At 36.0% G+C, this 12347-nt stretch carries 10 protein-coding genes; 5 read left to right on the plus strand and 5 right to left on the minus strand.

The features are described 5' to 3' along the window. Window positions 1–34: 34 nt before the first annotated feature. Both ABJ955_RS05885 and ABJ955_RS05890 read right to left on the minus strand, forming a co-directional pair. Window positions 35–1291: an aspartate kinase gene (locus ABJ955_RS05885; RefSeq protein ID WP_347373667.1), complete on the minus strand. Its 1257-nt coding sequence runs from the start codon at window positions 1289–1291 to the stop codon at window positions 35–37. 4 nt (window positions 1292–1295) lie between these two features. Then, entirely contained in the window at window positions 1296–1787 is a 492-nt protein-coding gene (locus tag ABJ955_RS05890; protein WP_347373668.1) for a GNAT family N-acetyltransferase, read from the minus strand. 89 nt (window positions 1788–1876) lie between these two features. On the opposite strand from ABJ955_RS05890, the gene fbp reads away from it, so the two are divergent. Beyond that, window positions 1877–2887, plus strand: coding sequence for a class 1 fructose-bisphosphatase (gene fbp / locus ABJ955_RS05895; RefSeq protein WP_347373669.1), 1011 nt, complete (start codon window positions 1877–1879; stop codon window positions 2885–2887). A 101-nt stretch (window positions 2888–2988) separates the two neighbouring features. On the opposite strand, the gene ABJ955_RS05900 is transcribed toward fbp, so the two are convergent. Then, window positions 2989–3414, minus strand: coding sequence for a TerB family tellurite resistance protein (locus ABJ955_RS05900; RefSeq protein ID WP_347373670.1), 426 nt, complete (start codon window positions 3412–3414; stop codon window positions 2989–2991). A 224-nt stretch (window positions 3415–3638) separates the two neighbouring features. On the opposite strand from ABJ955_RS05900, the gene ABJ955_RS05905 reads away from it, so the two are divergent. From ABJ955_RS05905 to ABJ955_RS05915, 3 genes are all read left to right on the plus strand, one after another. Continuing rightward, entirely contained in the window at window positions 3639–4436 is a 798-nt protein-coding gene (locus ABJ955_RS05905; RefSeq protein WP_347373671.1) for a tryptophan-rich sensory protein, read from the plus strand. Window positions 4437–4506: 70 nt separating this feature from the next. Further along, a complete protein-coding gene (gene mfd / locus ABJ955_RS05910) occupies window positions 4507–7881 on the plus strand; it encodes a transcription-repair coupling factor (protein ID WP_347373672.1) in 3375 nt (1124 codons plus the stop codon). Window positions 7882–8064: 183 nt separating this feature from the next. Further along, the gene (locus ABJ955_RS05915) at window positions 8065–8883 is read left to right on the plus strand and encodes a helix-turn-helix transcriptional regulator (RefSeq protein ID WP_347373673.1); all 819 of its coding nucleotides are present in this window, start codon (window positions 8065–8067) and stop codon (window positions 8881–8883) included. Here the strand turns inward: ABJ955_RS05915 and ABJ955_RS05920 are convergent. Next, window positions 8880–9242 (minus strand): YraN family protein, encoded by a 363-nt coding sequence (locus tag ABJ955_RS05920; protein WP_347373674.1) that lies wholly within the window; start codon window positions 9240–9242, stop codon window positions 8880–8882. The genes ABJ955_RS05915 and ABJ955_RS05920 overlap by 4 nt on opposite strands. A gap of 31 nt (window positions 9243–9273) precedes the next feature. Beyond that, window positions 9274–10170, minus strand: a complete 897-nt coding sequence (locus tag ABJ955_RS05925) for an LD-carboxypeptidase (protein ID WP_347373675.1) — start codon at window positions 10168–10170, stop codon at window positions 9274–9276. Between the two features lie 62 nt (window positions 10171–10232). On the opposite strand from ABJ955_RS05925, the gene metG reads away from it, so the two are divergent. Then, window positions 10233–12308 (plus strand): methionine--tRNA ligase, encoded by a 2076-nt coding sequence (gene metG, locus ABJ955_RS05930; RefSeq protein ID WP_347373676.1) that lies wholly within the window; start codon window positions 10233–10235, stop codon window positions 12306–12308. The last annotated feature ends 39 nt before the right edge of the window (window positions 12309–12347 follow it).

The raw sequence follows: 12347 nt of genomic DNA on the forward strand, positions 1-12347 counted from the left end.
TTGATTTCAACAAATATAACGAAACCAATTCACACTATTCTTTAATAATCAATTGTACGGTTTCCTTGCTTTCTTGTTTTAAAAGCACGTTTTTATTTTCGGCAAGTGCCTTTACTTCAGCAGGGTTAAAATGACGAATGGTATAAAGTGTTACATTTTCATTCCACTTTACGCTAAATTTTTCACGAAGCTTTGCCAGCAAAGGCTCTAGATTGTTGAACTTGTTATCCACACATACCGAAAAACTAATCGCAGAATTTTGAATAAGCTCTACTTTCATTTTAAATTTATGAAGCCATTTAAAAACATCACCAATATGATCTTCCATCATAAACGAAAAATCTAGGGATGATAATGAAATTAAAACTTGGTTTTTCTTTAAAATAAAACACGAAGTCATCGGATCCAGTAAAACACCTTTGCCAACGCAGGTGCCGGGGGCAGTAGGATTTAAAAATGATTTTACATACAACGGGATTTCTTTGCGTTGCATAGGTTGCAAGGTTTTTGGGTGAATTACCGATGCTCCATAAAAAGCGAGCTCAATCGCCTCACGATAAGAGATATGATTAAAAAGTTGTGTTTCTGTAAAATACCGTGGATCTGCATTTAAAACACCGGGAACATCCTTCCAAATGGTAACGCTTTCAGCATTTAAACAATAGGCAAAAATGGCTGCGGTATAATCACTTCCCTCCCGACCCAAAGTTGTCGTAAAGTTATTTGTGTTTTCAGAACCTAAAAATCCTTGTGTAACCGTAATACCTTTTAGGCTTACTTTATCTGAAATAGTTTGTTGGGTTTTTTCCCAATCTACGTTTGCATCACGATAATTCGCGTCGGTTTTAATGCATTGACGCACATCGAGCCACGTATTATTTATACCATTTTCTTCAAAATAAGCAGCAATAATTGTGGAAGAAATAAGCTCTCCAAACGAAACCACTTGGTCATACACAAAAGCGTGATTTTTTGATTTATTGGTTTCAAGAAAGCGTTCCAATTCTTTGAAAATCCTGTTTAAATTCTCAAAAGCAGGGTGCTGCGGAGAGGAGAATAATCCGTTGAGAATGTTATGGTGATAGTCGTAAACAAACTGCAACGAATGTTTTAAATTCCCATCTTCAGAAAAATAATCTTTAAGCACTTCTTCTAAAGCATTTGTAGTTTTGCCCATAGCCGAAACTACTATTACTAAGTCCTTTTCAGCTGTTTTAGTAATTACGGATACTACATTTTTTACACTTTCAGCATCTTTTGTGGAAGCTCCACCAAATTTAAAAATTTTCATTTTTTTATGAATTTAAATAATTGTGAAGTCCTTTTTCGTTCATATGGACAACACGCCACTCGCTCATTATTTCTGCACCACTACGTTCGTAAAAACGAATAGCACCTTTATTCCAATCTAACACATCCCAAGCAACGCGTTTAAGCCCTTGACGGTGTGCAAAATCCATCACCTGTTTATAAAGCGCTTCTCCAATGCCTTTGCCACGTTTGGCTTCTTTTACAATTAAATCTTCAAGGTGGAGCGTTCTGCCTTTCCAAGTAGAAAATCTATAATAAACCAAAGCTGCACCAACAATTTCAGAGTCTGTATGGAGTGTGTCTGTAGTATCTACCGCCACAAAACAAGTAAACAACGGATTTTCACCAAAACCTTCTTGTTCTAAGTCGTTTACAGTAATTTCAACTGCGTCAGGTTCTTTTTCAAAAATTGCAAGCTCTTTTATGAGTTCCAAAACTTGTGGCATATCAGTTTTTAGGGCTTTTCTAACGTTCATTTTTTTTGAAATTTAAATAGGGTTACAAATATCGGTTCAATTTCTTAAAAATCCCGATATTTGCATCAAATTCAGGATACCTATAACAAATGGCAAAATTAAATCAATCTCTCGGCGAGTTTATAATTGAAAATCAAAGCGAATTCAAATACTCTTCCGGCGAATTGTCGCGGCTTATAAACTCGATCCGTTTGGCGGCAAAAGTGGTAAATCACAAAGTAAATAAAGCAGGATTGGTAGATATTTTGGGCGCAGCAGGAGATATGAATGTGCAAGGAGAAGACCAACAAAAACTGGATGTTTTTGCAAATGAAGTTTTTATAAATACCCTTACCAATCGTGAAATTGTCTGTGGAATTGCCAGCGAAGAAGAAGACGATTTTATTACTATAAAAGGCCGAAACGAAAAAAATGATAACAAATATGTAGTGTTGATGGATCCTTTAGATGGCTCTTCAAACATTGATGTAAATGTTTCGGTGGGTACTATTTTTTCTATCTTTAGAAGAGTTACTCCTTCGGGAACACCTGTAACTATTGAAGATTTTCTTCAGCCGGGTGTAAACCAAGTAGCAGCGGGATATATCGTTTATGGCACTTCAACAATGATTGTGTATACTACGGGGCACGGCGTAAACGGTTTTACCTTAAACCCGGCAATTGGAACCTATTATCTTTCGCACCCAAACATGCGTTTTCCAGAAGAAGGCCATATATATTCTGTAAATGAAGGTAATTACGTTCACTTTCCACAGGGCGTAAAAGATTATATAAAATATTGCCAAAAAGAGGAGGAGGATCGCCCTTATACTTCACGTTATATAGGCTCTTTAGTGTCAGATTTTCATAGAAATATGATAAAAGGAGGGATTTATATTTATCCGAGTACTTCAAAAGATCCAAAAGGAAAACTTAGACTTTTATATGAATGCAATCCAATGGCGATGATTGCGGAACAAGCTGGAGGAAAGGCCAGCGATGGATTTGGGCGTATTATGGAAGTGCAACCTACAACATTACACCAACGGGTACCTTTTTTCTGTGGTAGTACAAAAATGGTAGAAAAAGCAGAACAATTTATGAAACAAGCAGATTCTTAAGGTAACTTCATATTCAAAAAATAAAAAAAGCTCCAAAAGGAGCTTTTTTTATTTTTTGAAACCCTATATAAATCTCAAAACGGTGAGATTTATATAGGGTTTTATTTTTTATTTAAAAGATATATATAGTCTTCAAGATCAAGACCACCACTGTAAATTTCAATAGACCTTTTTATTAATTTTTGTGCAGACTCTGAGCTATATCCTAAACCGATTGCATATTTCTCAATTAAAAAACGCTCATGGTCATCTATATCGTGATCGGCAAAAATAATTTGGAATAAATCATGCAAACGCTCCAAACGTCTCTCAGACGAATTTGGTGGGTTTATTGGGTATTTTGTTGGATTTTTTAAAACTTCAGCGTATTCTGTTTCATTAATATCCAACTTTCGTGCAAAACGTTGCAACATTTTTTCTTCCTCAGGATTCAACTCTCCATCAATGGAAGCCATATTTGCAATAGATGCAAAATGCCCTAAATTTCGGGAATGCTCCCCGCTTTCAAATAAATCTGTAAATGACATATATTGGATTTTTATGTTGCAAATATAAAACTTGTAAACGACAATTACGAGCAAAGCATGGCAATCTCTATAGTTTTTTAGTGTATTTTTTTAGAAGTAAGAAATGCCCTAAACTTTTCATAATTATAAGAAAACATAGCAGGCTTTTAGTAATTTTAATATCCATCTTAGTTTGTACATTCCCCAGCCTTCGGTGTTGTTAGATACAATAAAAATTATACCCTATGAAAAAAACACTACAATTAGCAAACATAGTTGCCTTCGTAGCAACAGTTTTTTTAAATTACCTTTCAAATACTGGCGCAATAAACGAGACAACAATTGGAGAAATTTCAAATATTTCTAAAAACCTTTTTACTCCTTCAGGGTATGCTTTTTCAATTTGGGGACTGATTTATGCATTGCTTTTTGGGTTTATTATCTACCAAAGCAGAAGCCTTTTTGTAAAAGTTCGGGACGATGAGTTTATTTTAAAAACAGGCTGGTGGTTTGTTATTTCTTGTATTTTAAATAGTATCTGGATTATTTTTTGGCTTTATGGATATATGGAATTTTCTGTTTTAGCCATTTTTCTATTGCTCTTCTCATTGCTAAAAATTGTAAGCATAAACCGAATGGAACTTTGGGATGCGCCAATTTCCGTAATTGCTTTTCTTTGGTGGCCCTTTGTAATTTATAGCGGGTGGATAACCGTTGCGAGTATTGCAAATGTTGCGGCATATCTAAAAACGATTGCATGGAATGCTTGGGGGTTTAGTGAGATTTTCTGGACGATAACCATGATTGTTATCGCAGCAATCATAAATATTCTTGTTACTTGGCGTAGAAATATGCGCGAATTTGCCTTGGTTGGAGTGTGGGCGTTGGCTGCCATTGCAATTGCTAACTGGGAAGTAAGTCAAACAGTTTCTTATGTGGCAATTTTTGGTGCTTCTACTTTATTTATTAGTAGCAGTTATCACGGTTTTAAAAATAGAAGCACAAGTCCGATTACGAAATACAAGGATTTTTTAAAAAAGTAATTTTTTCTTAATTCTTAACTTTAATAATGCCTTGTAGCATAAGCAGTTTTTGATTTACCTTTGCCAACCAATGAGCAAAAATCTCGTTACTACACTTTATTCGCAGTCTTCGCAAACACGAAAACTAGGGGATATTATTGCCGCCTCCCAACAAAACATAAACGTTTCAAACCTTGTGGGGTCGTCAGTCTCATTAGTGATTGCACAAACTTTTGCTACTACAGAAGTACCCTTTCTTTTAATTTTTAATGATAAAGAAGAAGCAGCATACCATTTAAACGATTTGGAAAATTTATTGGGAAGTCAAAACGTGCTTTTCTACCCAGGAAGCTACCGACGTCCCTATCAGATTGAAGAAACTGATAATGCCAATGTGCTTTTGCGAAGCGAAGTTTTAAATAGAATTAATTCTAGGAAAAAACCCGTCCTGATTGTAAGCTATCCTGAAGCGCTTTTTGAAAAAGTGGTTACCCGAAAAGAGTTGGAACGCAACACACTTAAAATTGCAGTTAACGATCAGCTTTCAATCGATTTTGTAAATGAAGTTTTATTTGAATATCGCTTTAAAAGAACTGACTTTGTAACGGAACCAGGTGAGTTTTCAGTCCGTGGTGGGATTTTAGATGTGTTTAGTTTTAGTAATGACGAACCCTACCGCATTGAGTTTTTTGGTGACGATGTGGATAGTATTCGAACGTTTGATGTAGAGACACAGCTTTCTTTAGTACAAGTGAAAAAAGTTTCCATTATCCCAAATGTGGAAAACAAGATGGTTGACGAAAATAGGGAAACTTTTTTAAAATATATTGCTTCAAAAACAGTAGTTTTTTTAAAAAACGAAGCACTTTTTAGCAGCGCTATAGATTCACTTTTCAAAAAAGCAATGGATGCTTTCAACGCCATTGATTCAGAAATAAAACGTGCAAAACCTTCCGAATTATTCTGCACTTCCGAATTATTGAAAGGGCAGTTAAATGAATTTACAACTGTTCATTTAAAAAATAGTTCGATTTCAGAGTCGATTTCGTTTTCTACGAGACCACAACCGTCATTCAACAAACAATTCAATTTGCTGATTGAAAATTTGAATGAAAACACTGAAAAGGGTTATAAAAACTATATTTTCTGTAGTAGTGAACAACAAGCTAAACGCTTTCACGATATTTTTGAAGATGCAGAACAACAGGTAGCACAATATGAAACCATTGTTTTTCCACTTTTTCAAGGCTTTATAGATGACGATTTAAAACTAGTTTGTTATACGGACCACCAGATTTTTGAACGTTACCATAAATTTCAACTCAAAAATGGCTACGCCAAAAAACAGGCAATCACACTAAAGGAAATTTCCAATCTGGAAGTAGGCGATTATGTAACCCATATTGACCATGGAATTGGAAAATTTGGCGGTTTACAGAAAATAGATGTGGAAGGAAAAATGCAGGAAGCCATCAAGCTTTTTTATGGCGAACGCGATATTCTGTACTTAAGCATTCATTCATTACATAAAATTTCAAAATACAACGGTAAGGACGGAAAAGAGCCCAAAATTTATAAATTGGGTAGTGATGCGTGGAAAAAACTAAAGCAAAAAACCAAAACGCGCGTTAAGGAAATTGCATTCAATTTAATTGAACTTTACGCCAAACGCCGCACTCTAAAAGGGTTTGCCTTCGATCCAGACAGTTATTTGCAAGCCGAATTGGAATCTTCTTTTATTTATGAAGACACGCCAGACCAAAGTACTGCTACAGAAGACGTAAAAAAAGATATGGAAAACGAACGCCCTATGGATCGATTGGTCTGTGGCGATGTTGGTTTCGGAAAAACAGAAGTTGCAATTCGTGCAGCTTTTAAAGCTGTAGATAATGGCAAGCAAGTTGCCGTGTTGGTGCCGACTACCATTTTAGCATTTCAACATTTTAAAACATTTTCTGAAAGGCTTTCTGAAATGCCTGTAAAAGTTGATTACCTAAACCGATTTAGAACTTCCAAAGAGCGCAAAACGGTTTTGGAAGAATTGAAAAACGGCAGCTTAGATATTGTAATTGGCACACATCAATTGGTTAATAAAACAGTGGAATTTAAAGATTTGGGACTGTTAATAATTGATGAAGAACAGAAATTCGGAGTTGCGGTAAAAGACAAATTGAAAACTATTAAAGAAAATGTAGATACACTCACGCTAACAGCAACGCCCATTCCACGAACGTTACAGTTTAGTTTAATGGCAGCACGCGATCTGTCGGTTATTACTACGCCGCCCCCAAACCGTTACCCTGTAGAGACCCATGTTGTGCGTTTTGGAGAAGAAAATATTCGCGATGCAGTACGTTATGAAATTTCTCGCGGGGGGCAAGTTTTCTTCGTTCATAACCGTATAGAAAACATAAAAGAAGTTGCTGGAATGATACAGCGGTTGGTGCCAGATGCAAAAATAGGTATTGGTCACGGGCAGATGGATGGCAAAAAGCTGGAAGATTTAATGCTTCGGTTTATGAACAATGAATTTGACGTTTTGGTTTCTACAACCATTATTGAAAGTGGTTTGGATGTGCCAAATGCGAATACTATTTTTATTAATAATGCCAATAATTTTGGGCTTTCAGACCTACACCAGATGCGTGGACGCGTAGGGAGAAGTAATAAAAAAGCATTTTGTTATTTTATTACCCCAGAATATTCTGCAATGACTGATGATGCGCGAAAACGAATTACTGCCTTGGAACAATTTAGCGAATTAGGAAGCGGAATAAATATCGCAATGAAGGATTTGGAAATTCGTGGTGCAGGCGATTTGCTAGGGGGGGAACAGAGTGGTTTTATAAATGAAATTGGATTTGAAACTTACCAAAAAATCCTTTCTGAGGCGATTGAAGAACTAAAAGAAAAAGAGTTTAAAAACCTATATGAAGATACTTCAACTTCACATGGAGACCGAGATTTAAGCGGTGACAAAGAGCGTAAGTTTGTAAAAGAAATTACAATAGATACCGACTTTGAACTTCTGTTTCCCGATGATTATGTAAACAACATTACGGAAAGGCTAAACCTGTACACCAAGCTGAACGAGTTAAAAAATGAAGCCGAACTTCAGCAGTTTGAAAAAGAATTAGTAGACCGTTTTGGAGAAATGCCCAAACAAGCCGAAGACCTGCTAAACAGTGTCCGCATAAAGTGGATTGCAATTTCGATGGGCTTGGAGCGTATGCTAATGAAGCAGAAAAAAATGGTTGGCTATTTTGTGGCAGATCAACAGAGTGCTTTTTACCAAAGCGCAACATTTACCAAAGTGTTACAATATGTACAAAGCAATCCTCAGAAAATTAAGATGAAAGAAAAGCAAACGCGTAACGGATTGCGTTTATTACTAACTTTCGAAGGCATAACTACAGTCGAAAACGCACTTCTGGCTTTAGAGCGATTTTCGGGAGAAAGCCTTTAAAATTAGCAAATGTCGTGTAAATGTCGGGTGAAATTCCCACGAAATTATTGCAGTATATTTACCACCATCGTACTATTGTTTTATGAAATTTAAAACAATGAAACATCCACTAGCTTTTCCTAAAAACAGCAACATGACTAACAGGATGTTTCTAGGCTTTTTATAAAATAATAGTAGAGACAGATGAAACAACCCGAACTCGGCCGTAAAATTTTAGCACTCAGAAAAGAAAAAGGCCTTACACAAGAAGAACTTGTGGACCAATGCAATATAAATGTACGAACCATTCAGCGTATAGAAGCTGGAGAGGTTACCCCACGAAGCTTTACTTTGAAAACCATTTTAAATGTTTTGGGCGAGGATTTAGAGCATCTGCAAAAATCTGAAGCTTCCCATTTTGAAAATTTCAATTTAAAGGAAATTAATTTTTCATCCTATTATCTAAAATTTGCATGGATTTGTGGGTTGATTTATTTTCTCTCGGGCTTTGTAGAATTCGCCGTTGACTATGCGCGGTTTTATGAAGATAAATTGATACTTTCCAAAAGCGCCTATATAAGCATGAAATTTATTGTGATGGTAGCTTTCATTTATTTTTTATGGGGCTTTGTTTTAAGCGGTAAAATCTTCAATAATTATTTGCTAAAAATCGGAGCTTTCTTTTTAATTGGCACTACCATTTTATTTTATGGGTATGATATGGTATCGCTTTATTTTGAACCATTTTACATTGAATATGTAATACTTATTCAATCCATTTTCTGTGGTATTGGCAGTGTTATTTTTGGTTTAGCAGTGATGCGATTAAAAAAACCTATGGGAAAACTTCCAGAAATAGCAGGTGGATTAGAAGTAGTAAGCGGAATTTTGTTTTCACTTGTTTTTATGGCGTGGTTGGGACTTTTCTTTTTAATTCCAACTATAATTTTACAAATTATTCTACTCTATAAAATTGAAGAATTTGTAAAAAAGGAAAGAGATTCACGGCATCATGAAAATTAAAAATGATAAAATGCATTCTCAAAATGTTCTAATTTTTCGATTTTTTCATTTTTCAAAATTGCGATGATATCGAAACGCACTTCAGCGTCAAGTTCGTTTGAAACAATATATTCATTCGCTGCTTTTACTAAATGCTTAATTTTTGAAGCTGTAACAAAACTTTGTGGATCGCCAAAAAAAGCACTGTTACGCGTTTTTACTTCAACCATCACAATTGTTTTTTCTTCTTTTTGAGCAATAATGTCAATCTCAGCTTTGTCGAAAAAAAAGTTACGCCGTAGAATTTTATAGCCTTTTTTCAATAGATATTGTGCAGCAATTTCTTCGCCTAATTCTCCAAGTTCGTTGTGTGAGGCCATTTTGATTACCGATTTAAGATTTTTTTGAAGTTTAAAATTGAACATTGATTGTTGAAGAGTGAACATTTATTTCAATCTTTCTTCCCATAATTAACGCTCGATTATCAACAATATGCCCAGCTGGAAAATTTAAAATTACAGGATAATTGTATTCTTTTACCAAATCGATTATTATTTCTTCAGCCGTTTTTCCGAAGGACACTTTATTGTCCTTCATTTGCGTCATACCCCCAATTATAAGTGCTTTCAAGTTTTTTAAATACCCGCTTCGCTTCAAATTTACCATCATTCGGTCAATATGATATAACATTTCATCAAGATCTTCAATAAAAAGAATTTTTCCATCAGTTTTCATCTCTGAAGTACTTCCAATAAGGGAATACAATACCGAAAGATTTCCGCCGATAATTTCACCAGAAATTACAACCTCAGCATTCTTTTTTTCGGTGGAATTATAGGTGATTGAATGGTTAGTTCCGAACAAAATACTTTTTAGAGAACTTGCGGTTTCAGGGGTTTTATTTTCAATTTCCAAACACATTTGCGCGTGTAAAGTTTCAATGCCGAAATTGTGAATGTGTGAATGCAAAACCGTTACATCACTATAACCGATAATCCATTTTGGAGCTTTTTTGAAGGTCGAAAAATCAAGTTTATCAATAATCCGAACGGTTCCGTAGCCGCCGCGAGCACACCAAATTGCTTTTACACCTTGGTCGTTCATCATGTGTTGAAAATCTGCCGCACGTAATGCATCGCTTCCCGCAAATTGGCTTTCTTCAGCGCCAATCGTTTTCCCTAAAATTGCTTTTAAATCCCAACTTTCGAGTAATTGGAGTGCAGGTTTTAATTCTTCTCTAGAAATTTTCCGCGCGGTAGAAACGATGGCAACCGTATCGCCTTTTTGAAGTCTTTTTGGAGTAATCATGAATCTATTTAAAACCACAAATTACTACATTTATGTGTACTTTTGTGTTTTCAAAAAAAATTATGGACCAGAACCCAAACAGATATACAATTACAGCTGCCTTGCCTTATACAAATGGCCCCGTTCACATCGGGCATTTGGCGGGTGTTTACGTGCCAGCAGATATTTATGCGCGCTACCAAAGACTTCAAAATAAAGATGTTGCTTTTATTTGCGGAAGTGATGAGCACGGAGTTGCCATTACTTTAAAAGCGAAGAAAGAAGGTATTACACCACAGGAAGTAGTAGATAAATACCATGCTATTATTAAAAAAAGTTTTGAAGATTTCGGAATTTCTTTTGATAATTATTCACGCACATCGGCGGAAATTCATCACAATACAGCTTCAGAGTTTTTTAAGAAAATGTATGAAGACGGAAAATTTATTGAAGAAGTAACCGAGCAATTGTATGATGCGGAAGCCAACCAGTTTTTGGCAGACCGCTTTGTTCTTGGAACTTGCCCAAAATGTGGCTTCGAAGATAGTTATGGAGATCAATGTGAACAGTGTGGCACCAGCCACAACGCAACCGATTTAATAAATCCACGTAGCGCCATTTCTGGGAGTAAACCTGTTTTGAAAGAAACAAAACACTGGTTTTTACCTTTGAACGATTATGAAAATTTCTTAAAAGATTGGATTCTTGTAGCCCATAAAAAAGACTGGAAAACCAATGTGCTTGGCCAATGTAAAAGCTGGATTGATGACGGGTTGCGCCCACGTGCGGTAACCCGCGATTTGGATTGGGGGATTCCTGTGCCGGTAAAAGGTGCCGAGGGCAAAGTGCTTTACGTTTGGTTTGATGCGCCAGTTGGGTATATTTCTTCCACAAAAGAATGGGCAGCCCGTGAAGGTAAAAATTGGGAAGATTATTGGAAAGACGAAAACACCAAACTTCTTCATTTTATTGGGAAAGACAACATTGTATTTCACTGCATTATTTTCCCAGCAATGTTAAAAGCCGAAGGGAGTTATATTTTGCCAAACAACGTGCCTGCAAATGAATTTTTAAACTTGGAAGGCAATAAAATTTCAACCAGTAAAAACTGGGCGGTTTGGCTGCATGAGTATTTGGAAGATTTTCCAAACCAGCAAGATGTTTTGCGTTACGCATTAACGGCAAACGCTCCAGAAACAAAGGATAACGATTTTACGTGGGCAGATTTTCAAGCACGTAACAATAATGAATTAGTTGCTATTTTCGGAAATTTTATAAACCGCGTACTCGTTTTAACTAATAAGTATTACGATGGCGTTGTGCCACAGCCAGCCGCTTTTTTAGAAATTGACGAGCAAACATTAACTGAATTAAAAGCCTATCCCGCGGTAATTGCAAGTTCGTTAGAGCGGTACCGTTTCCGTGAAGCACAATCAGAATTAATGAATGTTGCCCGCCTCGGAAACAAATATTTGGCAGACGAAGAGCCATGGAAAACCATAAAAACTGATGAAGAACGCACAAAAACCGTACTATATATTGCGTTGCAAATTGCTTCCGCTTTGGCAGTTTTAAGCGAACCATTTTTGCCGTTTACTTCAAACAAATTAAAAAACATGCTGAGTGTCACCCTGAGCGCTGTCGAAGGGTCTCTTCAATGGAACGACATTTCCACAAAAACAGAATTCCTAAAACCCGGCCATAAAATTGGTACAGCCGAACTTCTCTTTAGCAAGATAGAAGATGAACAAATTCAAATACAGTTAGATAAATTACAAGCCAGTAAAAGGATGAATGAGATTGCAAATAAAAAAGTAGAACCCCAGAAAGAAACCATTCAATTTGATGATTTTACAAAGCTAGACATGCGTGTTGGAACCATTATTGAAGCCGAAAAAATGCCAAAGGCAAATAAACTTTTGGTTTTAAAGGTTGATACGGGTATTGATGTACGTACCATAGTTTCAGGTATTGCAGAAAGTTTTAAACCCGAAGATATTGTTGGTAAAAAAGTAACCGTTTTAGTAAACCTTGCACCACGTGCGCTTCGTGGTGTGGAAAGCCAAGGAATGATTTTAATGACCGAAAATGCGGAAGGAAAACTGGTGTTTGTAAATCCAGGTGAAGATGGGGTTGAAAATGGGGCAATGATTAGTTAATTTTTTTAAATAAATAATGAATCCTTCGAATAGGCGACA

This window comes from Aequorivita sp. Q41 (genome assembly GCF_039831855.1).
In the GTDB taxonomy this organism is placed as follows: Bacteria; Bacteroidota; Bacteroidia; order Flavobacteriales; family Flavobacteriaceae; genus Aequorivita.

Bases quoted from the DNA above. Each gene is read 5' to 3' on its own strand.
- ABJ955_RS05925 (WP_347373675.1), bottom strand. From the start codon at position 10,170: ATGATTACTCCAAAAAGACTTCAAAAAGGCGATACGGTTGCCATCGTT.
- ABJ955_RS05905 (WP_347373671.1), top strand. From the start codon at position 3,639: ATGAAAAAAACACTACAATTAGCAAACATAGTTGCCTTCGTAGCAACA.
- ABJ955_RS05885 (WP_347373667.1), bottom strand. From the start codon at position 1,291: ATGAAAATTTTTAAATTTGGTGGAGCTTCCACAAAAGATGCTGAAAGT.
- mfd (WP_347373672.1), top strand. From the start codon at position 4,507: ATGAGCAAAAATCTCGTTACTACACTTTATTCGCAGTCTTCGCAAACA.
- metG (WP_347373676.1), top strand. From the start codon at position 10,233: ATGGACCAGAACCCAAACAGATATACAATTACAGCTGCCTTGCCTTAT.
- ABJ955_RS05920 (WP_347373674.1), bottom strand. From the start codon at position 9,242: ATGGCCTCACACAACGAACTTGGAGAATTAGGCGAAGAAATTGCTGCA.
- ABJ955_RS05900 (WP_347373670.1), bottom strand. From the start codon at position 3,414: ATGTCATTTACAGATTTATTTGAAAGCGGGGAGCATTCCCGAAATTTA.
- fbp (WP_347373669.1), top strand. From the start codon at position 1,877: ATGGCAAAATTAAATCAATCTCTCGGCGAGTTTATAATTGAAAATCAA.
- ABJ955_RS05890 (WP_347373668.1), bottom strand. From the start codon at position 1,787: ATGAACGTTAGAAAAGCCCTAAAAACTGATATGCCACAAGTTTTGGAA.
- ABJ955_RS05915 (WP_347373673.1), top strand. From the start codon at position 8,065: ATGAAACAACCCGAACTCGGCCGTAAAATTTTAGCACTCAGAAAAGAA.